This window comes from Streptomyces longispororuber, from assembly GCF_014656095.1.
Classification (GTDB): Bacteria; Actinomycetota; Actinomycetes; order Streptomycetales; family Streptomycetaceae; genus Streptomyces; species Streptomyces longispororuber.
The window spans coordinates 25,539-51,646 of sequence record NZ_BNBT01000053.1 but is presented as its reverse complement, the minus strand read 5'-3'; the positions used below and the strand labels follow the sequence as shown (position 1 = coordinate 51,646).

At 72.8% G+C, this 26,108-nt stretch carries 23 protein-coding genes and 1 pseudogene; 8 read left to right on the top strand and 16 right to left on the bottom strand.

The window, feature by feature from the left end; all coding sequences use genetic code 11:
* Positions 1-112: 112 nt before the first annotated feature.
* Complete coding sequence (locus IE330_RS18555; protein WP_190137160.1) at positions 113-796, bottom strand: response regulator; 684 nt, start codon at positions 794-796, stop codon at positions 113-115.
* Positions 793-2,448 (bottom strand): sensor histidine kinase, encoded by a 1,656-nt coding sequence (locus IE330_RS18550; protein ID WP_190137163.1) that lies wholly within the window; start codon positions 2,446-2,448, stop codon positions 793-795. The genes IE330_RS18555 and IE330_RS18550 overlap by 4 nt, the downstream gene beginning before the upstream one ends.
* A gap of 673 nt (positions 2,449-3,121) precedes the next feature.
* Between IE330_RS18550 and IE330_RS18545 the strand changes: the two genes are divergently transcribed.
* Positions 3,122-4,474, top strand: coding sequence for a cation:dicarboxylate symporter family transporter (locus IE330_RS18545; protein ID WP_229925754.1), 1,353 nt, complete (start codon positions 3,122-3,124; stop codon positions 4,472-4,474).
* Between the two features lie 382 nt (positions 4,475-4,856).
* Here the strand turns inward: IE330_RS18545 and IE330_RS18540 are convergent, their stop codons facing one another.
* On the bottom strand, positions 4,857-5,588 hold the full coding sequence (locus IE330_RS18540) for an SDR family NAD(P)-dependent oxidoreductase (protein WP_190137159.1): 732 nt from the start codon (positions 5,586-5,588) through the stop codon (positions 4,857-4,859).
* Between the two features lie 170 nt (positions 5,589-5,758).
* On the opposite strand from IE330_RS18540, the gene IE330_RS18535 reads away from it, so the two are divergent.
* Together IE330_RS18535 and IE330_RS18530 are read left to right on the top strand one after the other, a co-directional pair.
* A complete protein-coding gene (locus IE330_RS18535) occupies positions 5,759-6,454 on the top strand; it encodes a TetR/AcrR family transcriptional regulator (protein ID WP_229925751.1) in 696 nt (231 codons plus the stop codon).
* 218 nt (positions 6,455-6,672) lie between these two features.
* Positions 6,673-8,094, top strand: coding sequence for an erythromycin esterase family protein (locus tag IE330_RS18530; protein ID WP_190137157.1), 1,422 nt, complete (start codon positions 6,673-6,675; stop codon positions 8,092-8,094).
* A 71-nt stretch (positions 8,095-8,165) separates the two neighbouring features.
* On the opposite strand, the gene IE330_RS18525 is transcribed toward IE330_RS18530, so the two are convergent.
* From IE330_RS18525 to IE330_RS18515, 3 genes are all read right to left on the bottom strand, one after another.
* Positions 8,166-8,384: a DUF397 domain-containing protein gene (locus IE330_RS18525; RefSeq protein WP_190137156.1), complete on the bottom strand. Its 219-nt coding sequence runs from the start codon at positions 8,382-8,384 to the stop codon at positions 8,166-8,168.
* A 150-nt stretch (positions 8,385-8,534) separates the two neighbouring features.
* Positions 8,535-8,732 carry a DUF397 domain-containing protein gene (locus IE330_RS18520; RefSeq protein WP_190137155.1) on the bottom strand — a complete coding sequence of 66 codons (198 nt, stop codon included), beginning with the start codon at positions 8,730-8,732 and terminating at the stop codon, positions 8,535-8,537.
* Between the two features lie 4 nt (positions 8,733-8,736).
* Positions 8,737-9,618, bottom strand: coding sequence for a helix-turn-helix domain-containing protein (locus IE330_RS18515; protein ID WP_190137154.1), 882 nt, complete (start codon positions 9,616-9,618; stop codon positions 8,737-8,739).
* A gap of 248 nt (positions 9,619-9,866) precedes the next feature.
* On the opposite strand from IE330_RS18515, the gene IE330_RS18510 reads away from it, so the two are divergent.
* On the top strand, positions 9,867-10,250 hold the full coding sequence (locus IE330_RS18510; RefSeq protein ID WP_229925750.1) for an ATP-binding protein: 384 nt from the start codon (positions 9,867-9,869) through the stop codon (positions 10,248-10,250).
* 54 nt (positions 10,251-10,304) lie between these two features.
* Here IE330_RS18510 and IE330_RS18505 read toward each other — a convergent pair whose 3' ends face one another.
* The 6 genes and pseudogenes from IE330_RS18505 to IE330_RS18480 all read right to left on the bottom strand — a co-directional run bounded on the left by IE330_RS18505 (position 10,305) and on the right by IE330_RS18480 (position 16,591).
* Positions 10,305-11,306 carry a YVTN family beta-propeller repeat protein gene (locus IE330_RS18505; RefSeq protein ID WP_190137152.1) on the bottom strand — a complete coding sequence of 334 codons (1,002 nt, stop codon included), beginning with the start codon at positions 11,304-11,306 and terminating at the stop codon, positions 10,305-10,307.
* An 899-nt stretch (positions 11,307-12,205) separates the two neighbouring features.
* Positions 12,206-12,690 (bottom strand): annotated as a pseudogene (locus tag IE330_RS18500) (NUDIX hydrolase).
* Between the two features lie 93 nt (positions 12,691-12,783).
* Entirely contained in the window at positions 12,784-13,323 is a 540-nt protein-coding gene (locus IE330_RS18495) for a hypothetical protein (RefSeq protein WP_190137151.1), read from the bottom strand.
* A gap of 14 nt (positions 13,324-13,337) precedes the next feature.
* A complete protein-coding gene (locus tag IE330_RS18490) occupies positions 13,338-15,191 on the bottom strand; it encodes an alpha/beta hydrolase (RefSeq protein ID WP_190137150.1) in 1,854 nt (617 codons plus the stop codon).
* An 8-nt stretch (positions 15,192-15,199) separates the two neighbouring features.
* Entirely contained in the window at positions 15,200-15,646 is a 447-nt protein-coding gene (locus IE330_RS18485) for a hypothetical protein (RefSeq protein WP_190137149.1), read from the bottom strand.
* Between the two features lie 183 nt (positions 15,647-15,829).
* Positions 15,830-16,591 (bottom strand): TetR/AcrR family transcriptional regulator, encoded by a 762-nt coding sequence (locus tag IE330_RS18480; RefSeq protein WP_190137148.1) that lies wholly within the window; start codon positions 16,589-16,591, stop codon positions 15,830-15,832.
* 206 nt (positions 16,592-16,797) lie between these two features.
* Between IE330_RS18480 and IE330_RS18475 the strand changes: the two genes are divergently transcribed.
* The gene (locus IE330_RS18475) at positions 16,798-18,492 is read left to right on the top strand and encodes an MFS transporter (protein WP_190137147.1); all 1,695 of its coding nucleotides are present in this window, start codon (positions 16,798-16,800) and stop codon (positions 18,490-18,492) included.
* A 167-nt stretch (positions 18,493-18,659) separates the two neighbouring features.
* On the opposite strand, the gene IE330_RS18470 is transcribed toward IE330_RS18475, so the two are convergent.
* Complete coding sequence (locus IE330_RS18470; RefSeq protein ID WP_229925749.1) at positions 18,660-20,183, bottom strand: glycoside hydrolase family 16 protein; 1,524 nt, start codon at positions 20,181-20,183, stop codon at positions 18,660-18,662.
* A 261-nt stretch (positions 20,184-20,444) separates the two neighbouring features.
* Here IE330_RS18470 and IE330_RS39695 point away from each other — a divergent pair, with 261 nt between their 5' ends.
* Entirely contained in the window at positions 20,445-22,103 is a 1,659-nt protein-coding gene (locus tag IE330_RS39695) for an AAA family ATPase (protein WP_190137146.1), read from the top strand.
* On the opposite strand, the gene IE330_RS18460 is transcribed toward IE330_RS39695, so the two are convergent.
* The 3 genes from IE330_RS18460 to IE330_RS18450 are packed head-to-tail and all read right to left on the bottom strand — an operon-like array spanning position 22,075 to position 23,560.
* Positions 22,075-22,626, bottom strand: coding sequence for a DUF5360 family protein (locus IE330_RS18460; RefSeq protein ID WP_190137145.1), 552 nt, complete (start codon positions 22,624-22,626; stop codon positions 22,075-22,077). The two genes, IE330_RS39695 and IE330_RS18460, sit on opposite strands and share 29 nt — an antisense overlap.
* Complete coding sequence (locus tag IE330_RS18455) at positions 22,626-22,952, bottom strand: DMT family transporter (RefSeq protein ID WP_190137144.1); 327 nt, start codon at positions 22,950-22,952, stop codon at positions 22,626-22,628. Before IE330_RS18455 ends, IE330_RS18460 begins: the two co-directional genes overlap by 1 nt.
* Entirely contained in the window at positions 22,952-23,560 is a 609-nt protein-coding gene (locus IE330_RS18450) for a TetR/AcrR family transcriptional regulator (RefSeq protein ID WP_190137143.1), read from the bottom strand. The genes IE330_RS18455 and IE330_RS18450 overlap by 1 nt, the downstream gene beginning before the upstream one ends.
* 650 nt (positions 23,561-24,210) lie before the next feature.
* Between IE330_RS18450 and IE330_RS18445 the strand changes: the two genes are divergently transcribed.
* Both IE330_RS18445 and IE330_RS18440 read left to right on the top strand, forming a co-directional pair.
* The gene (locus IE330_RS18445; protein ID WP_229925748.1) at positions 24,211-25,362 is read left to right on the top strand and encodes an aminotransferase class I/II-fold pyridoxal phosphate-dependent enzyme; all 1,152 of its coding nucleotides are present in this window, start codon (positions 24,211-24,213) and stop codon (positions 25,360-25,362) included.
* A complete protein-coding gene (locus tag IE330_RS18440; RefSeq protein WP_190137141.1) occupies positions 25,359-25,877 on the top strand; it encodes a hypothetical protein in 519 nt (172 codons plus the stop codon). The genes IE330_RS18445 and IE330_RS18440 overlap by 4 nt, the downstream gene beginning before the upstream one ends.
* Positions 25,878-26,108: the final 231 nt, after the last annotated feature.

Genomic DNA, 26,108 nt, shown 5'->3' with positions numbered 1-26,108 from the left:
TCTTCAGCCCGTCCGGCGTTTGAGGACGAGCGCGTCAGCGCGATTTTCGGGGGTCCAGGGGGCGGAGCCCCCTGGTTACGGGAAGGGGTGGGGCTGGGGCGCGCCGCGTAGGTCAGGGCGGAGGCAGCCAGCGGTAGGTGAGCTCGGGGCGGCCCACCTGCCCGTAGCGGGGGGTGCGGCCCGCCCGGCCGGCGGCGACCAGGTGCTCCAGGTAGCGCCGGGCCGTGATGCGCGACAGCCCGGTGGCGTCCGCGGTGGCCGCCGCGGTGAGCCCCTCGGGCCCCGCGTCGCGCAGGGTCCGCGCGACCCGCTCCAGGGTGGGCCCGCTCAGCCCCTTGGGCAGCGTCGCCGGCGCCGGTGCCCGCAGCGTCGCCAGGGCGCGGTCCACCTCGTCCTGGCCGGTGGCCTCCCCCGCCGCGGCGCGGAACTCCGCGTAGCGGACGAGCCGGTCCCGGAGCGTGGCGAACGTGAAGGGCTTGAGGACGTACTGGATGAAGCCGAGGGACACGCCCTCGCGGACCACGGCCAGGTCGCGGGCGGACGTCACCGCGATGACGTCGGCCTTGTGCCCCGCGGCGCGCAGCGAGCGGGCCAGGGCCAGGCCGTGGCCGTCGGGCAGGTTCAGGTCCAGGAGGATCAGGTCCACCGGTACGCGGTCCAGGACGCGCCGGGCCTCGGCGGCGGTGTGGGCCGTCGCGGTCGCCCGGAAGCCGGGGACGCGGTTGACGTACAGGACGTGGGCGTCCGCCGCGACGGGGTCGTCCTCGACGACGAGGACGCGCAGGGGCTCGGTCACGCGTCCCCCCTCGGGACCGCCAGATCTGCCGCGCCCGGTCCGGGAACGCGCACCTCGGTGGCGGGGGCGGTGGTCGAGCCCGGCCCGGGGGCGCCCGGGCCCGGCGCGCGGAGGCCCTCGCCGGTGAGCGGCACGGAGGCCGTGAACACCGCGCCGCCGCCCGGCGCGTCCGCCACCGTCAGCGTCCCGCCGTTCCGCGTGACCGCCTGGTGGGCCAGGGAGAGGCCGAGCCCCCGGCCGTCGGGGGACTTGGTGGACCAGCCCCGGGTGAAGACCGCCTCGCGGTGGGCGGCGGGCACGCCAGGACCGGTGTCCGCGACGCGCAGCAGCAGCGTCCCTGGCCGCACCCGGACCGTCACCGTGACGCGGGCGGACGGGGAGCCCTGGGCCGCGTCCACGGCGTTGTCGATGAGGTTGCCGAGAACGGTGACCAGGTCGCGGGGGCGGAGCGCGGCGGGCAGCTTGCCGTCGTCGACGCTGGTGTCGTCGGAGATGACCAGCTCGACGCCCCGCTCGTTGGCCTGTGCGGCCTTGCCGAGGAGCAGCGCGGCGAGGACCGGCTCGCTGACGGCCCCCACCACCTGGTCGGTGAGCGCCTGGGCGAGTTCCAGCTCCGCCGTGGCGAACTCCACCGCCTCGTCCGCGCGCCCCAGTTCGATGAGGGACACGACGGTGTGCAGCCGGTTCGCCGCCTCGTGGGCCTGGGAGCGCAGCGCGCGGGTGAAGCCGCGCTCGGAGTTCAGCTCCCCGGCCAGGGCCTGGAGTTCGGTGTGGTCGCGCAGGGTGACGACGGTGCCCTTGCGGTCGCCGCCCGAGACGGGCGAGGTGTTGACGACGAGCACCCGGTCCGCCGTCAGGTGCACCTCGTCCACGCGGGGCTCCGGGTCGAGCAGCGCGCCGGTCAGCGGCGCGGGCAGGCCGAGGTCGGTGACGTAGCGGCCGACGACGGCCTCGTCCGCGCCGAGCAGCTCGCGCGCCGCGTCGTTGATCAGCGCCACGCGCCGCCGCCCGTCGAGCATGAGCAGGCCCTCGCGCACGGCGTGCAGCGCCGCCTCGTGGTAGTCGTGCATGCGGCTCAGCTCGGCCGCGTTCATGCCGTGCGTGCTGCGGCGCAGCCGCGCGTTGATGACGTACGTGCCGACGGCGCCGAGGGCGAGCGCCGCCGCCGCGACGCCGAGCAGCGCCACGAGCTGGCCGCGGGCCTTCGCGCTGATCTCCTCGATGGTGATGCCCGCGCTGACCAGGCCCACGATCCGGCCCCCGTCGTGGACCGGCGTGACCACGCGCACCGACGGGCCGAGCGTGCCGGTGTACGTCTCCGTGAAGGTCCGGCCGCGCAGCGCCTCCGCGGTGTGGCCGAGGAAGCGCTCGCCGATCCGGTCCGGGTCGGGGTGGGTCCAGCGGATGCCGCGCCTGTCCATGATCGTCACGAAGGCGACACCGGTGTGCCGCTGCACCCGCGAGGCGTACGGCTGGAGGCGCCGGCTGGGGTCCGCGCCGCGGATGGCCTCGCGCACGGAGGGCGCCGCCGCGACCGCGCGCGCCGCCGCCGTGGCCTGGCGGCGCGCCGACTCCTCCGCCTGGTGCCGGTCGCTGAGGTACGTGAACAGGGCGCACCCGGCCACCACGACCGCCACCAGGACCACCTGCATGGCGAAGAGCTGACCGGCGAGGCTGCGCGGGGCGCGCGGCCTGCGGGGTGGACGGGGGGCCTGGGGCATGGTGCCAGTCTGCATCGCCGCAGGTCTCCGGCCTACGGATAGGTCCGCGCGAACTCAATGAACGCAAGGGTGACCGTCCTCACACCCCGGGAGATAGTCACCCGGAATCGCCAGGACGTGAGCCGCACGACTCGCGAGGACGCAGTGGTCGTAGTCGCCCAAGGAGGCAGCCGTGGCAGATGAGAAGAGGGCGGCGGGAGCCGCGAAGCCCCCTGCGGGGGAGGGCGCGAGGGTCGACGCCGGGCCGGGCGACACCCCGGCCCGGCCCCAGGCCCCGTCCCCGACCCTCGGCGACGCCCCGGCGTCCGGCGGATCGGTCGGTACCTCGCCCACCGGGGACGGCGGTGGCTCGTCTGAGGGGGACGGCGGCGCCCCACCCACGGGGAACAGCGGTGGCTCGTTCGCCGGGAACAGCGGTGGCTCGTCCGCCAGGGACGGCGGCACCCCGCCCACCGGGGACGGCGGCACCCCGCCCACCGGGGACGGCGGCACCCCGCCCACCGGGCCCGGCGGCGCCCCGCCCACCGGGGACGGCGGCGCCCCGCCCACGGGGAACGGCGGCGCCCCCTCCGCCAAGCGGCGGGACCGTACCCACTACCTCTACATCGCCGTCATCGCGGCCGTCTTCCTCGGCATCGCCGTCGGCTTCGCCGCGCCGGACTTCGCCAAGGAGCTCAAGCCGCTCGGCACCGGCTTCGTGAACCTGATCAAGATGATGATCTCGCCGATCATCTTCTGCACGATCGTGCTCGGCGTCGGCTCCGTACGGCAGGCCGCGAAGGTCGGCAAGGTCGGCGGGCTCGCGCTCGCCTACTTCCTCGCGATGTCGGTGGTCGCGCTCGCGATCGGCCTGGTCGTCGGCAACATCCTGCACCCCGGCTCCGGCATGGACCTGACCGATTCCGTGAAGGACGCGGGCCACACCGCCGCCGACAAGGCCGACGAGGGCCTCGTCGACTTCGCGCTCGGCATCATCCCGACCACGATGGTCTCCGCCTTCACCGTGGAGAAGGTCCTCCAGACCCTGCTCGTCGCCCTCCTCGCGGGCTTCGCCCTGCAGGGCATGGGCGCGGCGGGCGAGCCGATCCTGCGCGGGGTGCAGCACGTCCAGAAGCTGGTCTTCCGCATCCTCGCCATGATCATGTGGGCCGCGCCGGTGGGCGCGTTCGGCGCGATGGCGGCCGTCGTCGGCGAGACCGGCACGGACGCCCTGAAGGCGCTGGCCACCATCATGATCGGCTTCTACGTGACCTGCGCGCTGTTCATCCTGGTGGTGCTCGGCACGCTGCTGCGCCTGGCCACCGGGGTCAACCTCTTCAAGCTGCTCGCGTACCTGGGCCGCGAGTTCCTGCTCATCCTCTCCACGTCGTCGTCGGAGTCCGCGCTGCCGCGCCTCATCGCGAAGATGGAGCACCTGGGCGTCAGCCGCCCGGTGGTCGGCATCACCGTACCGACGGGGTACTCCTTCAACCTCGACGGCACGATGATCTACCTGACCATGGCGTCGCTGTTCATCGCCGACGCGATGGACCAGCCGCTGGGCGTCGGGGAGCAGATCTCGCTGCTCCTGTTCATGATGATCGCCTCCAAGGGCGCGGCGGGCGTCTCCGGTTCCGGCATCGCGGTCCTCGCGAGCGGCCTCCAGTCGCACAAGCCCGCCCTGGTGGACGGCGTCGGCCTCATCATCGGCGTCGACCGCTTCATGAGCGAGGCGCGCGCCCTGACGAACTTCGCCGGGAACGCGGTGGCGACGCTGCTCATCGGTACGTGGACGAAGGAGGTCGACCGCGACCGCGTCACCCGGGTGCTCGCCGGTGAACTCCCCTTCGACGAGCGGACCTTGGTGGACGACGGCCACGGGGCCGCGCACGGGGCGTCCGCTCCCGCCCCCGCCGCCGCGGAGGCGGACGCGGTGCCGGGGCAGGTGTCGATGGACAAGGCCTCGGTGAAGGCGTGACCTGACCGCCGGCGCGGCGTATGACCTGGCCGCCGGCCTGACGGCAAGACGTGGCCGTCCGCCCGGTGCGACCGGGCCGCCGCCCCGGCGGCGCAGCCCCACCACTGGCCCCGCGGCGCGGCCGCCGTGCCCCGGCCGTGGGGCGCCCCGCGCTCCGCGCGCGGGCACCCCGCCCCCGGACCGGGGGCGCAGCCCTCACCCCCTCCGCCGTACGGGGGGCTGCGCCCCCTTCCCGCCTGCGGCGGCTCCCCCGGAGAGGGGGCGGGGAGGGCGCGCCGAAGGGGCGGACGTGGCGGAAAGGGCGCCGACGGAAGGGACGGACGCGGCGGAAAGGGCGCGACGGAGGGCGTGCCGACGCGGCGGAAAGGGCGCCGCCGCAGAGTCAGCCGAAGGCCGGGACGACCGCTTCGGGGCGGTCCCGCTCGGCGTGGAGTCCCCACGCGGTGTCGGCGAGGTCGTCCGAGTCGAGCGTCCCGGCGCCCACCTCACCGAACTCCTCCGGGCGCGCCGTGACCATGCGGTGGATGTCACCGCGCTCGACGACACCGCCGATGATCAGGGCCCCGGCGTAGACGCCGCTCCCTTCCAGACCGGCGTTGAGCGTCAGGGCGTAGTGGCGCAGCGCCGCCGCCGACACGGCCAGGCTGCCCAGGACGGGCATCGGCCGGACGGCACTGATACCGCTCGCGAACAGGAACCCGCCGGAGCCGCGTTCCCTCATCCCCGGCAGCACCTTGGCGACCACGTCGACGGCCGGGTAGACCCAGCTCATGGCCGTCCGCACGCTCGCGGCGTCGGCCTCGGTGATCGCGGTGGGCAGGGCGTCGGGCCCGACCGCGCTCGGCCCGTAGTGGACGAAGTCGATGCTCCCGTGGTGCTCGGCGATGGTGTCCAGGGCGGACATGAGGCTCGCGTGGTCGCGTACGTCGGCCACGTGGGCCGTGGCGTCGACACCCGCCGCCGCAAGGGAGGCGAGGTACCCGGCGTGCCGGGTGTCGGTGCGCGACACCAGCGCCACGGCGTAGCCCTCGCGGCCGAAGCGGTGCGCGACGGACATACCCAGTCCGGGGCCTGCTCCGAGGACGACGGCTGTCCTGTGTGGGGTGGGGGACATGGCTGTGCCTTCCGTAAGTGTGGACAAGCTCGGTGGCGCGCGCTCCCTCACGCTAACGTCGTAAACGGACACCCCTTTCCGGTTACGGCGAAGTGAGAGACATGCCTGCTCAGCCCTCTCGGAAGCCGGGCCCGCCGACCGCTTCCCCGGCCACCGCGCCCCCGACGCCCGTGCCCCCGACGCCCGAGCCCCCTGCGGCCGCTTCCGCCGCCCCTGCCCGGTCGGCCTCTGCCCGGTCGGCCCCTGCCAGGTCGGCGCCCGCCCGGCCGCCCTCCGCCCTGCGCGCCGACGCCCGGCGCAACCGGGACCGCATCCTGGACGCCGCCCGCGCGGCGTTCGCCGCCCACGGCGTCGACGTACCCGTCAGCGCGATCGCCCGCCGTGCCGGCGTCGGCGCGGCCACCCTCTACCGGCACTTCCCGTCCCGTGCCGAGCTGGTCACCGAGGCGTTCGCCGAGCAGCTCGCCCACTGTGCCCGGGTGCTGGACGAGGCGCTCGCGGACCCCGACCCCTGGCGCGGCTTCTGCTCGGTCATCGACAACGTGTGCACCCTGCAGGTCGCGGGCCGGGGCTTCACGGAGGCGTTCCTCGACCGGTTCCCCGACGCCGTCGACCACGACCGCGAGCGCGCCCGGGTGGAGCGGGGCCTCGCCCGGCTGATCCGGCGCGCCCAGGACGCCGGGGCGCTGCGCCCGGACTTCGACCTCACCGACGTGCGGCTGATCCTCCAGGCGAACAGCGCGGTCGTGGCCGGGGCGGCGCCGGGCGGCGAACCGGCGGCGTCCCGGCGCCTGTTGGCGTACCTCCTCCAGTCCTTCAGGGCCGACCGCGCCCGCCCCCTCCCGCCACCGGCGCCCCTGCCGTGACGTCCGGGCCCACACCGGGATCGAGGGGTGCGGCGCCCCGGCGTCGGCAGCGGTGGACGTCACGCACGTCGGTCCGGTCAGGACCGGGATCAGGGTCCCAGCCACGACCGGGACGAGGGTCCCGGTTCTCCGCCGATCGGCGGTGTAGCCAACCCCCTGGCCGATCAGGGGGCGCACCGCATGGTCCGGGGCGCCCCCGCGCGGCGAGAGTGGGGGCCATGAAAACGCACAAGGCCCTGCTCGCCGCCCTGCTCGTCCCGCTCGGTGCCACCCTGGCCCTCACCCCGGCCGCGTCCGCCGCCACCTCGCCCACCCCGGCCGCCCCGGGCGCCGCATCGGCCTCCGCCGACGCCGCCGCGCCCACCGGTCCGAAGGAGGCCGCGGCCACCGCGTTCCGCTCCCCCTTGGCGGCCCTCGACCGGATGGCCCATCCGCTGCGCACCGCCGAGCCCCGCGGCGACCTCGCCGACCTCCGCCCGTTCGGCCGGATGGTCGGCGACGCCCGGGTGGTGGGCGTGGGCGAGGCCACCCACAGCTCGCACGAGTTCTTCACCGTCAAGCACCGGGTCCTGCGGTACCTGGTCGAGGAGAAGGGTTTCCGGGCCTTCGCCCTGGAAGCCCCGTGGAGCACCGGGGTGCGGCTCAACGAGTACCTCACGAGCGGCAAGGGCGACCTGAAACAGATCATGGACGAGGAGTTCCAGGGCACCTACCGGTTCTGGAACAACGCCGAGTACCGCGACCTGCTCCAGTGGATGCGCGCGTACAACGTCAAGCACTCCAAGGACCCGGTCCGCTTCGTCGGTGACGACAGCGGGTTCGCCGGTGCCGAGCTGTACGACAAGGTGAGCGCCTACGCGGCCAAGGCCCGCCCCGAACTGTCCAAGAAGCTGGCCGAGTTGTACCGGGGCCTGCGGCCCACCACCGACGCCGCGACGTACGTCAAGCAGTACGAGGCCAAGCCACTGGCCGAGCGCAAGGAGCTGGCCGAGCGGACCGGCCGGGCGGTGGACCTGCTCAAGCAGCGGCCCGGCAGGGGCGCCGACGCCGACGCGCACGCCTGGGCCGTCCAGCACGCCACCGCGATCCACCAGATGACCACGATGTTCGCCTTCGACTTCGACGACCCGAAGAAGATCCCGGACATGATGCGCTACCGCGACAAGGTCATGGCGGAGAACGTCGTCTGGTGGCAGCAGCGGACCGGCGACAAGATCGTGCTCGCCGCCCACAACAGCCACGTCGCCCTCAAGACCTACGTCCCCCAGACCCATCCGAAGGTCCAGGGCGACTTCCTCCGCGAGAAGCTGGGCCGCGCCTACCTGAGTGTCGGCCTCACCTTCGACCGGGGCTCGTTCAACGCCTTCGGCCAGGACGGCGGCGTCCACCGCTTCGCCGTCGGCTCGTCCGCGCCCGGCACCACCGAGCACACCCTCGACCGGGTGCGGTACCGCGACTTCGTGGCGGACCTGCGCAAGGCCCCGGACCCGGCCCGCGCCTGGCTCGCCGCGCCGCGCGTCGTCAAGAACGTCGGCGCCACGTACCCCTGGAGCGGGGACAACCCGAAGGTCCGGCTCTCGAAGACGCACGACGTCGTGATTCACCTCCACCAGGTGGAGGCGAGCCGCATGCTCAAGTAGCGCCGGCCCCACCCGGCGCGGCGGCGCGACACCCCACCCGGTCCCGCGCCCCGCGCCCTCCTCCACTGCCCTCAGAGCCCGGCGACGAAGGCCTTCCAGGCGGGGTGGCCGACGCGGAGGGCGGGGCCCTCGGGGTCCTTGGAGTCACGTATGCCGACGCCGCCGGCGGGGTGGGGGGCGAGGTCGGCGACCTCCAGGCAGTTGTTGCCGGTGCCGCCGCTGTACGACGACGTGAACCAGGGCGCCGCGGCGCGTCGTTGCGGAGCCGAGCGGTGTGGATGCGGGGTCATGGCATGCAGCTCCCGTTCCGGATGATGAGGGACGCAGGGCTGCGCCCCTCGGCGCCACGGCCAAGCGACCGCCGCGCGAACCGGCCGCCCTCGCGGGCGCTCCGGGCTCGCCCTCTTCCTCCTGGTACCAGGGGGCGAGCGCGTGTGCCATCAGAGCCCGGCGACGAAGGCCTGCCAGGCGCGGTGGCCGACGCGGAGGGCGGGGCCCTGGAGGTCCTTGGAGTCGCGGATGCCGACGCCTCCGGCGGGATGAGGAGTGAGGTCGGCGACCTCGACACAGTTGCTGGGGACGCCGTCGCTGTAGGACGACTTGCGCCATGCCTCTTCGGGGGTGCAGCGAGAATTCATCGGCTTACAGCTCTCTCTCGAGTTGATGCAGAAAACTGGGGGTGTCCTCGGGTGGCAGGGCCGAGGCCACCAAGGCGTTGAACCGCCGTGTGAAACGTGCGACTTCGCGGGGCCTGTCCGAGGTGGAGACAGCATTCCAGGCACTGTCGATCTGCACGCGTGGTGGAAACCGGTCTCCCAGGTCCAGGATGGCGAAGTCGTTGGTGGCACGGTATCCCCACCGGAACGGCAATACCTGGAGTGTTACGTGCTCCAGCTCCGAGCGCTCCAGCAGTCTCGCGTACTGCTCGCGCATCACATCAGCGCCGCCGACCGGGTAGCGCAATGCTGCCTCACCAAGGACGACGTGCAACTTGACCGGGTCCTCGCGAGTGAGCACTTCTTGACGTGTCATGCGCAGCTTCACGCTACTGCTGATGCCTTCCGATGTCGTCTCCTCGACTGGTTTCTGGACCTCGTGCAGTGCCGTCGCATAGCGCTCAGTCTGAAGCAATCCGTACACCAGTGTGGGGTGGTACGCCATCATGCTCCGCGCCTCGGGTTCCAGCCCGACGAAGCTCGGCAACTCGGGCGGCAGAGGGCCTCGGTACTGGGTAAGCCAATCCTGCGTTGACGACTCCCGATTAAGGTTGATGAAGGAGGAGACGACCTCCTCATCGGTGACGCCGTACTTGCTCAGCAACTTGCGCAGGTCGCTCACGTTCCGAAAGTTGAGGGCGCCCGTCTCGATCCGTTGCAGCGATGTCTCGGAGATCTTCAGCCCCTGGACTGCTTGCCTCCGTGTCAGTCCGCCTCCGCTCTCACTCTGGCCACAGCTCTCGCGTAACTGCCGAAGTTGCAGCCCCAGTTCCAAGCGCTGACTGGTGCGTCCCCGTTTTGCCGCCATGCCGCCCACTCTCGTTGCGCTGTGTGTGACAGCGGTCGCTGTGCGTCGAGTGTGGCACTTCGTGCTGGCCTGGCGCAGCCGCTTGTGCTGATTCCGGCATAGTCCAATGTTGACCCGCTGGATATTCAGCGGACTTTCGATTGCAGTCGAATGGACGTGGCCGCGACCGTAAACGCATGACAAACCCAAGCTCACCTCGGCCCACGCGCCGGGCCCTGGTCATTCATGACTGGTCCACCAGCTACCCCATGACCCCACGCGCCGCGCGGCTCGCGCGTACGCAGACGCGGCGGCGGTTGGACGGCTGGCAGTGGGGTGGTGACGTCGACGACGCCGTGCTGGTCGTGTCCGAGCTGGTCGCGAACGCCGCGCGCCACGGCAGGGTGGCGGGGCACCACCTGTGGCTGCGGCTCGCGCTCGCCGGGGACGGTGGGCTCGTCGTCGACGTGTCGGACCCGGTGCGGGGGTTCCCGGGGTTCGCGGTGGGCGGCGGGGTCCCGCCGGGGGAGGGCGGCCGGGGGCTCCTCGTCGTACGGCAACTCACGTACGAGCTGGCCTGGTTCCCGCGGGAGGCGCAGGGCAAGACGGTCCGCGCGCGGCTGCGCGGGGGGCCCGGGCCCTGGCGGGGGTGAGGCGGCACCGGAGGGCGGTCGGCCGGGCCGCCCTCTGCGCCGTCGGGAGGGTGCTCACCTGGGGGTGATGGCGATGCCCTCGGGGTGGTGGCCGGTGCGCAGCGTGGCCCGTACCTTCGGCAGGGACGGGTCGATCACGGACACGGTGTCGGACTCCTCGTTGGTGACCCAGACGCGGCTGCCGCCCGGGCTGACCGCCAGGCCCTGGGGCGTCTTGCCCACGGGTACGCGGGCGGTGACGCGGCCGGTGGAGGTGTCGATGATGAGGAGCGCGTTGGCGCCGGTGTCGGTGGCGTAGAGCCACCGCCCGTCCGGGCTCACGCCCACGCCCAGCGGCGCGGTGCCGACGGCCCAGGTGGCGGTCACCTTGTTGGTGGCGGGGGTGATGACGGAGATGCCGCCGGAGCCCGTGTCGGCGACGTAGACCCGGTCCCCCTTGGGGGAGGCGGCGATTCCGCTGGGGAAGTCGCCGACGGGGATGCGGGGCCCGGGGCGGTTGTTCTTGGACAGCACGGTGACGTCGTTGGTGCCGCTGTTGGTGACGTAGGCCGTGCCCTGGGGGAGGGTGGCGACGCTGTGCGGGAGTTCGCCGACCGGGACCGTGGCGGTGACCTTGCGGCTTTTGGTGTCGATGATCGTCACGTTGTCGCTGCCCCAGTTGGCCGCGTACACGCGACGCCCGTCCCGGCTCGCGGTGGCCGAGAAGGGGTACGAGCCGACCGGGACGGTCGCCACCACCTTGCGGCCGGGCGTCTGGATGAAGGAGACGGTGTCGGACACGCCGTTGGCCACGTACACGTGGGAGCCGTCGGGAGCCACGCCCACGCCGGTCGGCCCCGTCCCCACCTTGACGGTACCGACGGGCTTGTCCAGCCGTACGTCGAAGGCGGAGACGCTGCCGGAACCGCTGTTCGCCACGTACGCGACGATGCGCATCGGGAAGTCCGCGGCGGCGGAGGCGCCCCGCAGCGCGGACGCGGGTGCGGGTGCGGGCGCGGGGAGCGGCGACGGGGGCGGGGGCGGCCCGGGGGAGGCCGCTGCCGAGGTGCAGGCCATGACCGCGAGGGCGGAGCCGAGAGCCAGCCGGAGGCGGAAGCGGCCGAGGAGGGAGGAGCGGCGGGGACGGGGGCCGCCGGTACCGGGGCGGGAGCGGAGGTGGGGACGGGCGCGGCTGCGGACGCCGAGGGGAGCGGGCCGGGGGCCACCGGGTGGGCGGCCGAGTACGAGAAGGCGAAGCATGTATCAACCTTTGGGGCTGTAGCGCAGGAGGTCTGGGCGTACATGTGCGGTTTAGACGCCCGGCCGTCGCATTCCGCGCGGCCACAGAGAGAAGTCGTTCTTTTCCGTGGCCTGACCTGGGCCAAGTCGACCATTACGCATACCTGCCGCATTATTCCCGGGCGGCGCAATTCGTTTATGTGCCGGGGTTGAGGCAGGAAGGCCGGCCGGCTGAACCGAAGGTGCGGCGACTACAAGTCGACATTGCGTTTTCCGTCACTCCCGTGCCGAATGGCTCTTGTCCTCCCCTTCCTCGCCCCGGCGTTTCGGCGCGACTCGCCACCGGTGGGCGCGCCGGCTGGTTCACACGCTCGTCGTGCTGCTGTCACCTGCGGTGACGGTCATCAGGGGGGGCGCGGGGCGACTGCACGTCGCTCCGATCCGATGCCCTGCACGTCTTACGCGTCGGGCTGTTCCGTGGAGGGCCCCGATGGCGTACCGAACCGCCCCGCAAAGGAACCCGAAAATCATGTGTCTTCCCTCCGGGAAGGCATATGAGGATTTGTCGACAACGAGTTACGGGTGACGAACGTGTCCGAGGAACTCCATGTCGACACGTTTCCGCACCGGCATTTCCGTCGGCGACGCACGGGGCCTGCCCCCGGTGAAGCGAGCCGGGGGCACCTGGACCGCCCTTCTGGCCGTCGCTGCTCTTTTGAGGTGAATAGGGCAGTGGCTCAGTGCTGGATCAGGCCGCCGACCGGGACGGGAGCCGCGTGGCTGGTCGGCGGTCGCGTCCGCGTCCGCATCAGGGCGAGGCCGATGTCGACCAGCGAGGAGTGGCGCGGGGCGGTGACATCAGGGACGGGGGTCCAGTCCGACTCGGCGACGGCGCCGTCCGGCTCCGGGCGGAGCGGGCCGCCGGTGACGCGGACCCGGTAGAAGATGCCGACGTCCTGGTGGCCCGGCCCGCCGGGGCGGTACGTTCGGCCGCGGGGATCACCCGTGAGCCCACGCCCAGCAGACGCTCGACCACCGCGTCGCAGCCGGCCTCCTCGGCGGCCTCCCGCACCACCGCGTCAAACGGGTCCTCCCCGTGCTCGACCCCGCCCCCCCCCGGCAGGGTCCACGTGCTCCGCCCCGTCGCCGCCGACACATGCCGAGCGAGCAACACGCGCCCACCCTCGACACACACCGCGTAGGCCGCCACTCGCAGACTCACGCCTCCCCCTTCCTGCGGGGCGCCGCCTTTTCGCCGCCAAGGCCGTCAGCGGTCATGTCGCTGTTCTGGTTGCGGCCCATCACGGCCCGCACCTCAGGAGGGATACAGGTCGACCTTCTGCCCATCGGGAACCTTGTAGCACCCTGAGACGAGGTTCAGGCTCAGGAGTGGAGGGTGGCTCTTCGTCATGCTGACGATTTTCACGCTCACCTTCTCCCCGTCGTTGTCAGCGGTCAGCGTGAGACTTCTGTTCTTGCTGGTGTTCGGCCCGTATCCGACGACCTTCCATCCATGCTTCGGGAGCTCTCTCTTGAGGTGCTCCATCACTTCGTCCAGGTCGCTCGCCGAGGCAGGGGCGAAGCTCCACGGGTGGTGGATGCGGAAGTACGTCTTCGCGTCCTTCCCGGAACACTCGACCACGGTGGGGAAGTTGTCGGACGCCTTCCCCTTGATGGTGATCAGGTCGTGCAAGCCGCTGGACACCTTCTTCATCGCGTGGGAGGCGTCGCTCGTGGTGCTCGTCCCCGCGAAGGGGACACCATCGGATTTGTCGTCGTCGGCCATGTCACATCCAGTCAGCATGCCAAGGGCAAGAGGCACGGTCAGCGCGCAAGCGGCGATTCTGGTCTTCATGTCAGGGGGCACTCCTATTTCGCACGCGTCAGTTCCTCGGGTAGCTGCTCCGGCACCAGTTCCACCTCGTCACTTCTCCCTGCCACCACCCGTGCCTGATTGAGCAGGCTCGTGGAACCGTCGTCCCAGTAGCCGCTGTGGCCTTCGGTGTCCGTATCCATCTGCTGGGCGCCGAACGCGGGGTCGCTGGGGATGATGAAACCGTCCCCGCCGTGCCCGTAGCGGCCGATGTCCGGGACCACGTCCCCCTCGGCTTCCTCGTTCCACACGTGCCCCTTGGGTACGTCCATCTCGTCTGCGTGCGAGACCTTGACGCCCGGGCTTCCCGCGAAGACGACGTCATCGGTGCTGAGGTCACCTGTCTGGGCCGCCGCGCCGACAAGGGTCGTGCCGTACGAATGGCCGATCACGGTGCGGTGTGGCTCGGAATCGCCGGCGTGTGACGCGTCCAGACCGTCCAGGAAGCGGTTGAGCGCGGGCGCGCCGTCGTACGCGTAGTGCTCGAAAGGGGCATCCGTGTCGACGGCGTCGGGCGCGTCGTACCCCAACCAGGTGATGGTGGAAACGGACCCGTCGGCTATGGAATCAGCCGTGTTCCAGACGCTGACAGCGCGGTTGATGTCCCCCTCGATCTTTGCCAGTTCGGCTGTCGTCCCCGGCACGTACACAGCCTGGTGGTCCGCCGTGTCCGGGTTGCCGTTGGCGATGATCGCGCGGCCGTCGCCCTTGGTGCTGAACCCCAGCAGGTATGCCTCCGGCATCTTCTCCGTGCGGGAGGCACCCGTGCCGGAGGCGTCCGCGCCGGGGATGTCCCTGCCGGAGGCGTCGAAGCGGCGCTGGATCGCCTCCATGCCGTCGAGGGACGCGCGAGCCTCCTTGCGGTTCCTCTCCCACGTCTCCCACGCCGGATTGCTGACCTTGACGCCCCGCATGGGCACGCCGGTCCTGGGATTGATCTTGTCGGTCTGGCGGGGCGGCTCCGGATGCTGTCGCAGCCAGGTGTCGTACTCGAGTTGCGCGCTGCCCCGTGCCCCCGCGAGCACCATGCGGTTGGCCTCGTCGCGGACCGTGGCGGGGAGGCCGTCGAGGTTGCCGACGGTGTTGGGGCGCATGGCGGTCCAGGCGGCCTGCTCGTCGGGGGTGAGGCCCTTCCACCACTCCGCGTTGGCCCGGGGGCCGCCCTTGTCCGGGGGCTGCGGGAGGGAGTCGAGGTACTCCTGGCCCGCCGCCTTGACGCCCCGGGTGTCCGACGCCGTGTCGGCCCAGTCGCGGTCGCTGACCGTCAGGTCGTCGTCGGCCTTCAGGGCGCGGAGCTTCGGGGCCCACTTCGTGTCCGCCTCGGTGGCCTGGCGCAGGGCCGTGGCGATGCGGTCCGCGCAGTCCTGGGCGATGCGGGCCTTCGGGTTCGGGTCGAGGTTCGCCGCCTGGCGGCCGACGGCCGAGGCGGTCTCGTCCGTGAGGCCGGTGGCCGTGCCGCCCTCCGGGACCTTGCCGTCCTTGCCCTTCTCCCCGCCCGGCGGGTAGCCGACCGAACCGTCGGCGTGCACGGTGAGGCCCGCGGCCCTGGCGTCCGCCCGGGCCGCGTCCAGCGTCCTCTTCGCCGCCTCCATCTCGTACGCGAACGCGTCCAGGGCCGAGCCGGCGAGGCCGCATTCCGTCTGGATGTAGTGGAAGTTCTGCGCCAGCTCCGTGAGCTGGCCGATGGCCGCCGTCGCGGCCTTGCCCTCCAGCGCGTTCTGCATGGCGACGACCGTCCGGCTCGCGACGCGGTCGCGTGCCGCGTTCGCCATCTCCGATGCCCGGCGGTATCCGTCGGCCGCCTCCGCGTACGCACGCGGCTTCAAGGCCTTGAGTGTCGCGAGGTCCATGGTGGCCGCTACCGCCCCGCGCCGGTGCCGCCGCCGACCGCGGGCGTGTCCTCGTACGCCACCCGCATGCTGCTGATCCGGGCCATGACGGCCTCATCGGTCCGCACCTGGTCGTTACCGACCTTCTCCAGCAGGCCCGCGATCCGCCCGCACCGCCGGTTCACGCTCTTGATGTAGCGCTGCCAGGAGTCGTGAACTTCCTTCTGCGCGGCGGCCGTTCGGCATCCGCCCTCGGTCCCGATGCCGTCCTGACCCTCGGAGAGGGCGGTGAGCGCCTTGCCGATGCCCTCCCGGAGCGAACCGACGTCGTGCCCCGCCCGTGCCCACGTCGGCCGGTCCGACACCAGGGTGCCGGAGTCGCCCCCGGGCGCGGGCTCCACCTGGTTCAGTTGCATCCGCGTGGTGTGCCGCGCGGCCACGTCGGACTTGAGCTGCTCCCACTCCTCCCACGCCATGCGTGTCCTTTCCCCCGCCGGGCGCTCCCCGGCCGTGATCCATGTGTGCCACCGCAAAACGTCACCTTGATCGACGTGTACGGTACGCGGCCCGGCGGGCGCACCCGATCCGTTTCGGTCACCACGGGGTCTGAGTACGGGTACTCATGCGTGGACGCACGGGAAGTGGGAGGGAAGTCCCGGTCAGGGAGCCGACGTTGCTGCCAGGTCGGCCACCAGGGCGGTGGCCTCGGCGGGCGGCAGGCCCGCTGCCGTGAGGAACGTCGTCGCCGCCGCGCGGCCCGCCTCCTCCGGCCCGAGGACGTCGTCGTTCACTGCCTCCATCAAGCCGAACACGATGCTCTCCAGGACGTACACCAGCGCCCGCGGCGGCAGCGTCGTGGTGAAGCTGCCCTCCTCCTGGGCGCGTCCGATCATCGCCGCGCCCGCCGCGTGCATGGGGGCCAGGCGTTCGCGGATGCCCTCCATCGTGACCGCGCGCTGCGCGAGGGAGAGCAGCAGGCGGTAGGGGGCGGTGACGCGCCAGACGCCGAGCATCGCGCCCGCGATGGCGCGCAGCGGGTCGTCGACGCCCTCGTACGCGGCGGCGTGCGCGGCCATGACCGCCTCGACGGCCTCGTCGAGCAGCGCCGTGACCAGCGCGTCCCGGCTCGGGAAGTGGCCGTAGACGGTCCGGCGCACCACCCCGGCGGCGCGGGCGATCTGGTCCATCGACGCGTCCGGGTCGCGGGACAGCTCCGTGAAGGCGACGTCGAGGATGCGGCGCCGGTTGGCGTCGGCGCGGGCCGACGCGGCGCTCCGGCCCGCCTCGGTCCCGGCTCCGGACGCCGTCCCGGTCCCGGCTCCGGCCTCGGCGATCCCGGTCCCGGCTCCGGCCCCGGCCTCGGCGGGCCCAGGTGTCGGGCGCGGCTGGGGCGGCTGCGGCGGCTGCGTACGGGGGGTCATGGGGTCATTGTGCCGTGCGGACGCGTGATTGCACATCACTGTGCAACAACCTCCGTCATGCAGTACATTGCACAGAGCTGTGCAATTACACAGGACTGTGCAATTACACAGAGATGTGCAAGAACACGCATGGTCGGCGGCAGCGCGGCTATGCGGGAGATCAGGCGCCCGCCGGCGTCCCGGAGACCTACCGAGGGGTGGAGCCGATGCCCTTGTTGATGAACGAGCCGGTCGAGCGGATGGACCGGCCCTACGCCCGCCGCTGGTGGGCGCTGCTCGTGCTGTGCCTGAGCCTGCTCATCGCCGTCATGGCGAACACCGCGCTCACGGTCGCGGCCCCCGACATGACCCGCGACCTGGGGCTGAGCAGTTCCGACCTGCAGTGGGTCATCGACGCGTACACCGTTCCGTACGCCGCCCTGATGCTGCTGTTCGGCGCGATCGGCGACAAGTACAGCCGCCGCGGAGCCCTGGTCCTCGGGCTCGTCGTGCTGAGCGCCGGTGCCGGGGCGGGGGCGCTGTCCGACAGCTCCACGGCCGTCATCGCCTCGCGCGCCGCGATGGGCGTGGGCGCGGCGATGATCATGCCCGCGACGCTGTCGCTGCTCGCGGCGACGTTCCCGCGCGAGGAGCGCGCCAAGGCCATCACGCTGTGGGCGGCCACGTCCGGCATCGCCATCGCCGCGGGCCCGCTGATCGCGGGCGTGCTCCTGGAGGACTACGGGTGGGCGTCGACGTTCCTCATCGACATACCCGTCGCGGCCGTCGCGGTCGTCGGCGCGTTCGTCCTCGTACCGCCGTCCAAGGCGACGGCGGTCGGGCGGATCGACTACGTGGGCGGGCTGCTGTCCGTCATCTGGATCGGCGCGCTCATCTACATGATCATCGAGGGGCCGAACTTCGGCTGGGGCACCGCCGCGGTCACCGCGGCCGTGGTCGCGGCCGTCGGGCTCGTCCTCTTCGTCCTGTGGGAGCTGCGCCACCCGCGCCCCGTCCTGGACGTCCGCAAGTTCGCCGAGCGCGGCTTCTCCGGCTCCAACCTCGCCGTCGCGCTCTTCTTCGTCGCGGTGTTCGGGGCCTTCTACTACCTGACGCAGCACCTCCAGTTCGTCCTCGACTACGACCCGCTGGAGACGGGCGTACGGATGCTGCCGCTGGCCGGAGCCGTCTTCGTGGGCTCGGCGCTGACCGGCTTCCTCACGCCGCGGCTCGGCCCGAAGGTCATGGTGACCGCGGGCATGGTCGGCGGCACCACGGCGCTCGCCCTGCTGACGGCGACGGACGCCGCGACCTCGTACGGCGACTTCGTGCTGCCCCTCGTCCTCCTCGGCCTCTCGCTGGGCTTCGCCGTCTCGCCCTGCACGGACGCGATCATGGGCGCCTTCCCCGAGTCGGAGCTGGGCGTCGGCGGCGCCGTCAACGACACCTCGCTCGAACTCGGCGGCTCCCTCGGCATCGCCGTCCTCGGCTCGGTCCTCGCCACCTCGTACTCCGACGGCCTCGCCGACGAGACGGCGGGCAGCAAGCTCCCGGCGTCGGCCCTGGAGAAGGCCCAGGACTCGGTGGGCGCGGGCGGCGGCGTCGCCCAGGGCATCGCCCAGCAGGCCCGCCGCCTCGCCGAGCAGGCCGCGGGCAGCGACTCCCCGCGCAAGGCGGCCGAGCTGAAGGCGCAGGCCTCCGAACTCGCCCAGGGCGCCGAGCAGATGCGGCACGCGGTGAGCGTCTCCTTCTCGGACGCGGTGGCCCACGCCAGCCTGGTCGGCGCGGTGGTCCTCGGCATCGGGACGGTCGTGGTCGCGCTGCTGCTGCCCCGCAAGGGCCGGGGCACGACGACCGGCACCGCCGCGGGCGGGGCCGCGCCGGAGGAGGACCGCGAACTGGAGGCGGCGGACCGCCGCTGACCGGTTGCCCGGGGCTCACACCCCGGGCTCCCAGGACCCCGGTCCACCGGTACGGCACCGGCTGGGCCGGGGGCCTTCGGCTGCCGGGGCGTGGCGGCCTTCGGCTGCCGGGCCAAGGTGGCCACCGGCTGCCCGGCCGGGGAAGCGTCCCGCCGTCCGGCCGGCGCCTACGGCCCGTACGGGATCCTGACCAGTGACTGGTTGCCCGTGCCCACGGTGCTGGGGGCGGTGCCGATGGCGTTCCAGACCTCCACGCGGACGGTGCCGCCGCTGAGCGTTCCGTGGGCGCCGGTGGCCGATTTCAGGCCCCGCGCCTGGGTGTAGTGCTCATATCCCGGTAGCGGGTCGGTGGCGAAGTAGGCGTACGTCTCCACGCGGTCCCAGGACCCGTCGCCCGTGCGGTCGTAACTCACCCTGACCTGTTGCCCGTTGGCCACCGCCGTGCCGGCGTCGACGAACAGGTCGAACGCCGTCGTACCGCCGTTGTACGCGCCGTTGACGCCGGTCGCCGTGTACGTCTGCGGGGCGTGCGGCGTCCCGTCGTGGGTGGCGCCTCCCGCCGGGGCCAGCGTGGCGGCCGAGGCCCCGGCCGTCGCCGGGCCGAGCGACCCGCCCGGGCGCAGGTGCAGCGTGGAGGGCGTGCCGGGGCCGCCGCCTCCGCCGCGCGTCCACACCGCCACGTAGTCCACGAGCATGGGCCGCCCGGGCACGGTCGCCGCGACCGGCGTGGCGCGGCCCGCGACGCCGTCCGGGAAGCCGCCGCCCATCGCGACGTTGAGCAGGATGAAGTACCCGGCGTGGGAGGTCATGTCCCGCCACGCCGCGGCGCCGACGCGGTTCTCGTCGACGCTGTGGAAGAGCTGCCCGTCCACGTACCAGCGCAGCACGTTCGGGCTCGCGCTCCGGTCCCACTCGAAGCGGTACGTGTGGAACGCGGACTGGCAGGAGGCGCCCGGGCAGGCCCGGCTGGCGCCGATGCCGTTCGTCTCGTTGCAGGGACCGCCCGGGTTCACGCCGCAGTGCAGCACGCCCCAGACGGAGTTGATCCCGTTGACGTTCTCCATCACGTCGAACTCGCCGATGGCGGGCCAGTTCCAGTAGTTGCCCCGGTAGGGGGAGCCCAGCGCCCAGAAGGCGGGCCAGTAGCCGAGCGCCTGCTCGCCGGTGACGTCGGGCATCCGGATGCGGCCCTCGATGGCGAGGGTGCCGCCCTCCGGGGCCTTGAAGTCCGCGCGGCGGGACTCGATGCGGCCGGAGGTCCAGTTCCCGGCGCCGTCGCGCAGGGGTGTGATGCGCAGGTTGCCGGTGCCGTCCAGGCTCAGGTTGTCGGGGGAGGAGGTGTAGTTCTGGACCTCGCCGGTGCCCCAGTTCGCGGGCCCGCCGGGGTAGTTGTGGCCGGTGTCGACCTGCCAGTTCGCGGCCGAGGGCAGCGCGCGGGCGGGGCCGGTGAAGTCGTCGCTCCACTGGAGCGTCCAGCCGGGCGCCGGCGGCACGTCGGCCCGCGCCACACCGGGCGCGAGCAGCGCGGCCAGGAGCCCGACGGCGGCGAGCAGGGCGTGGAGGGGGCCGGGGCGGCCGGCGGGCCGGGGGAGCAGGGCGCGGCGGCGGGGCCGGTGCCGGGGTCGGGGCGCGGCCCGGCCGGACGGCCGGTGGGGCGGACCCTGGGGCGGGTGGTGGGGCGTCGTGCTCATCGGGCACCTCCGTGCGGGGCCGGGGTGGGGACTGAGAGCGCTCTCAGAGTTGTTTAGTTGTGTACGGGAGGGCCGTCAATGGCTGTACATCGTCAATCTCTCGAACCCGGCCCGGCGAAAAACGCGTTGACGCCCGCTTGGTCCCCGTTCACGCTGAAAACCTTGATCTGAGGTGCGGTGGCGCGGCGGCGGTACGAAGCAGCGCCACGAGCAGCGGCACCAGTCAGCGCCACCAGGCGGCGGCACACGGGGAGCGGCACGATGACCACACGGATCACGTCGTACGGACGCGGCGACGACGGCACGGGCGGGGCCGAGCAGGCCGAGCTGGAGCGGGTCGGGGAGCTGTTCACGCGGTTCATCGACGCCGTGGCGCGCCGCCCGGAGCCCGACGGCCGGGCGGGCGAGCGGGACCTCACCGCCCGGCTCCGCCGCCACCTCGGCTTCGAGCCGGGCGACGCCCCGGTGGTCAAGGCCGCGTACGCGCCCTACGACCACCCGAACGTGCACCTGGCCCTGGAGCGCTGGTTCGCCGCCGACGGCCGCGCGTACGAGCTGATCGGCATGACCGGGTCGGAGCACCGCGGCCACTACACGCTCTCCGAGATCCTGGAGACGGCCGACCGGTACGACCGGTTCGTCATCGGCGCCGTCGACTACCAGCACCTCCAGGTCTCGCCCGACGCGGAGCTGGCCTGCGTCTCCTTCGGGTTCTACCTCGGCACGGAGCACACCGAGGACGGCGGCACGGAGCGCTACGTGGTGCTGCTGCGCGGCCCGGGCGACGAGTACGGCCACGACAAGGTCCAGCTCGAAGTCCTGGCCCGGAGCCGGGACACCGCCAAGCGGCTGCTGTCGGGGGTCGACGCGCTGATCCGCGCGCACAACGTCTTCCGCGGCCGCATCCTGTCCTTCGAGGGCGGCGACTTCCACGACGGCATCGGCCCGTTCCGCTTCCACCGCCGCCCGGCGCTGACCCGCGAGGACATCGTCCTGCCGGACGGGCTCCTGGACCGGGTGGAGCGGCACGTCGTGGGCGTGGCCCGGCAGCGCGAGCGGCTGCGCGCGGCGGGCCAGCACCTGCGCCGCGGGCTGCTCCTGTACGGGCCGCCCGGCACCGGCAAGACCCACACGGTCCGCTATCTGCTCTCCGGCCTGCCCGACTTCACCGTCGTGCTGCTGTCCGGCGTCACGATCGAGGCCATCGGCCCTGCCTGCGCGCTCGCCCGGATGCTCCAGCCCGCCCTCGTCGTCCTGGAGGACTGCGACCTCGTCGCCGAGTCCCGCGACCTCGGCGACGGCGAACAGCCCCTGCTCTTCCAGGTCCTGAACGAGATGGACGGCCTCGGCGACGACGCCGACGTGGCCTTCCTGCTCACCACCAACCGCGCCGACCTCCTGGAGCCCGCCCTCGTCCAGCGCCCCGGGCGCGTGGACCTCGCCGTGGAGATCCCGCTGCCGGACGCGGCGGGCCGCCGCAGGCTGCTCGACCTGTACGGCGGCGGGCTCGGCCTCGACGCCGCCGTCACGGAGGAGGTCGTCGAGCGCACGGAGGGCACGACGGCGTCCTTCACCAAGGAGCTGGTACGCCGCGCGGTCCTCATCGCCGCCGAACGCGACGCGGACCGCACGGAGGCCGAGGACGTACGGGCCGCCCTGGACGAACTCCTCGCCGACCGCGACCGGTTGACCCGGCGGCTGCTCGGCGTACCGGACGACGAGGACCTGGACGACGACCTGGACGACGACCTGGACGACGGCCTGGACGCGGCCGAGGGCCTGGAGGGCCTGGACGCGGACGTCGAGCTCGGCCCGGACGCGGACTTCGAGGACCCGGGGGAGCCGGGCGGGCCCACCGGGCGCCTCGGTGAGAACGGCGGCGGCACCTTCTTCAGGGCCTCGTACCGCCCGCAGAGGTGACGGACTCCTCGCCCCGCGGGCCGGGCGGCGCACCGGCGGCCGCGCGGCGCGTCAGCCGGACGATCGCGGGGACGGGGAAGAGGAGCAGCGCCAGGTTGGGGATCCACCACGTCGGGGACCAGTCGCCGCGCAGCGCCCAGAAGACGACGGCCTGGAGGCCCGCCGTGCTGGTGAGGGTGAGGGAGACCAGCATGAGCGGGCGCCAGGCGGTGCGGTCCGGGCTGTCGGTGCGGTGTTCGCGGCGGCACGGGTACCCGGTGCGGCGTTCGCGGCGGCACAGGTACAGGGACGCGAGCCCCGTCGCGCTCGCCGCGACGTCCAGCGGCAGGAACGAGTAGTTCCAGTCGCTCATCACCGGGTCGTCGTAGTCCTTGTACGCGTACTCCGCCGGGATGAGGCCGAGCAGTGCCACGCTCCAGTACAGGAGGAAGGCGAGGTCGGTCACCAGCATCGCGGCCTTGACGGACCTCAGGCCCTGGTCGTGCGGCGGTGCGGTGCGCGGGCGTGCCGGTGCCTGGGTCATCAGTGCTCCAGGCCCCCGCCGAGGTACATCACGGCCACCCCGACGACGATGAGCAGGGCGCCGGCGACCGTGGCGACGCGGACGTTCTCGTCGAAGAGGAGCACGCCCCCCGCGAGCGCGCCCACCGTGCCGAGGCCGGACCAGACGGCGTACACCGGGCCGACGTCCAGGGTCTTCAGGGCCTGCGCGAGCAGGACGAACGCGGCGGCGTACCCGACGACGACCAGGATGCTCGGGCCGAGCCGGGTGAGGCCGTGCGAGGCACGCAGGGAGAGGGTGGCGGCGATCTCGGAGACGATGGCTCCGGCGACCAGGGCGAATCCCATCAGCGTGACTCCGTCTCTCGGGCGGCCCGGGGCCTGACGCCCGGGGCGGGGGCGGTGGGGTGTGCGCCGTGCTCCTGCGGGACCCCGGCGTCGATCAGGCCGGTGACCAGCCGCCGCAGGGCGCGGTGGTCCTCGCCCTTGGGGTCGGCGAGGCCGAGCAGCCGGGCGGTCCACCAGCCGTCGACGGCCATGCGGACGAGCGTGGCCACGCCGGGCGGCAGGCCGTCGTCGTCGAGCCGCCGCTGCCAGGCGCGGTAGCGGGACTGGAGGATGTCGAGCACCGCGGGGCCGTTGGCCGCCGCGAGCAGCGCGACCGGGACCGAGTCGGCGGGCGTGGCCTCGCCCTCGGGGGCCTCGGCGGGGATCGACGCGTCGAGCCAGGCACGGGTGTACGCCCCCGGCGGCGCGTCCGGGCCCGGCAGGGCCGCCTCGAAGCGGTCCACCAGGCGTTCGACGACGCCCTGGACGAGGGCCTGTCTGCTCGGGAAGTGGTAGAGCAGGCCGCCCTTGCTGACCTTCGCCTCGGCCGCGACCGCGTCCAGGCGGATGGCGTCGACCCCCTGCTTGACCAGGAGCCTCTCGGCCGCGTTCAGGAGCCGGTTGCGCACACGTCACCCCGTTTTCCGGTCCGCATTCTTTCCTGACGATCTTTATACGTCCTCGAATTGACGATCTTTATAGTCCGGAGTTTCCGACCGTCCGGACGGTCGAATGCAGGCTAGCATGTGCCGGAAGCGTGGGGCGGGCCTTTCCTGAGGGGCCACCGGGGAAGCGGAAGCGTTAACTCTGCATTTCCGGGACGCGCCCGTTACAGTCATCTGTTGACGCGTTCGTCGCGGCTTGTCTAAAGTCCGTTGCTGGCTGATTCGGTTCGACGAATCCTGGCCAAGGGTGATCATCAATCGGGGGCTTAATGTTCAACATGTCTGCGTATTAGCTCTGTGTGTTCACCGGTCGGCGGGCTCTGCGTGCCCGCGCCCGGGGACTCCTCACTGCCTGCCGACCGGGTCGTCCGCCCAGGTCGAGGCCGCCTTTCCAGTGCACCGGCCACTTCTCCGGGCTGTGCTTGTCGCCTGCCCGTGTCCCGTCGGCCCCGGTGCGCGAGAAGCCCTGCGCACTTCCGGACAGTGCTCGGAATGATCTGTTCATTTTTCTCTCGGTGCGCGCCTGAACTCACAGAGGAAAATAAATGCTCAATGCATCGCAACCGCCCGATCTCTTTTCCCGATTCGCGGGTTATACCGAGGCGAACGACCTGATGAAGGCCGGTCTCTACCCGTACTTCCTGCCCCTCGCCGGACAGGAGGGCGCCACCGTCCGCCGTAGCGGACGCGAACTGATCATGTGCGGCTCGAACAACTACCTGGGCCTCACGAACGACCCCCGTGTGCACGCCGCCGCCCGCGCCGCGCTCGACCGCTACGGCAGCTCGAGCACCGGGTCCCGGTTCCTCAACGGCAACACCGATCTGCACGAGGAGCTGGAGGCGGAGCTCGCCGCCTTCCTCGGCAAGCCCGCCGCCCTCGTGCTCTCCACCGGCTACCAGGCCAACCTCGGCGCCCTCGCCGGCCTGCTCACGCCCCGCGACTACGTACTCGTCGACCGCGACGCCCACGCCTCGCTCGTCGACGGCTGCCGGCTCAGCGGCGCGAAGGTGCGCCGCTTCCCGCACAACGACGCCGAGGGGCTGCGCCGGGCCCTGGAGCACCTCCCGGACGACGCCGCCCGGCTCGTCGTCGTCGACGGCGTCTACTCGATGGAGGGGGACATCTGCGACCTGCCCGCCGTCGCCGCCGTCTGCGCCGCGTACGGCGCCCGGCTGCTCGTCGACGACGCCCACGGCCTCGGCGTCCTCGCCCAGGGCCGGGGCACCGCCGCACACTTCGGCCTCACCGACCAGGTGGACCTGATCACCGTCACGTTCAGCAAGTCCCTCGCGTCCCTCGGCGGCGCCGTCGCGGGCAGCGAGGAGGCCATCCACTACCTCAAGCACAAGGCGCGCAGCCTGATGTTCAGCGCCTCCATGACCCCGTCGAGCACCGCCGCCGCGCTCACCGCGCTGCGCATCCTGCGCGCCGAGCCGCACCTCGCGGCCGACGTGCGGGCCAAGGCCGACTACGTGCGGCGCGGGCTCACCGAGGCCGGGATCGGCACCGGCGACAGCACCACGCCGATCGTCCCCGTCCCGGTGCCCGACGCCGTCAGCACCCTCGCCGTCTGGGAGCGCCTCATCCGCGCCGGCGTGTACGTCAACCCCGTGCTGCCGCCCGCCGCCTCGCCCCGGCTGCGGACCAGCTACATGGCCACGCACACCGTCGCGCAGCTCGACCGGGTCGTCGACGCCCTCGCCGCCCAGCCCGAGCTGCGCCGGGCGGGGGACCGGGTGCCCTCGTCGGCGAGCGTGGCGTGAACGCCGCCGCCGGGGCGGGGCTCGCGCTCGTGGCCGCCGCGGGTGCGGCCGGGGTGTCCGCCGCGGCCTGCCGCGACCCGGCGGGCGGGCCCGGCGTGCCCCGCCTCACCCTGCTCGGCTGGGGGCTCGCGCTGGCCGCGGGGGCGGGGCTCGCGCTGTACGGCACGGGTGCCCGGGGCGGTGACCCTCGCCCGGGGGTCACCGCCGCGCTGCTCGTCCTCGGTACGGGGCTGCTGTGCGCGGGCACGGTCGCCGTGGCGGCGGTCGTGGCGCTGTGCCTGTGCGCCGGGGCGGCGGCGTACGCCGTGTCGTTGCTGTTGCCGGTGGGTAGAGCGTTCGTTCCAGGGGGATGGCCGGTGGGCCGCCGGGTCTGTCTGTGCGCGGCGGCCTCCGCGGCCGGGGTGTTCGCCGGGGTGTGCTGGCTGCCGCAGGCCCGGGGAGCCGTGGGGGTGGTGGCCTGCGCGGTGGGGCTGCTGTGGCTCGCCCGCGAAGTGCGCCCGTACCGGGCGGGGTGAGCGGTCCTCCACAGGGGGCTGCGCCCCTCTCCCCCCTTTGTCGGCGCTCCGCGCCCCGTCCTCAAACGCCGGACGGGCTGTAAGTCCCCGTTCCGGTCGTCGTCCTCGTGTGCCGGGTGGGTGGCATCCCCTTCCGGTCGTCGTCCTCGTGTGCCGGGTGGGTGGCATCCCCTTCCGGTCGTCGTCCTCGTGTGCCGGGTGGGTGGCATCCCCTTCCGGTCGTCGTCCTCG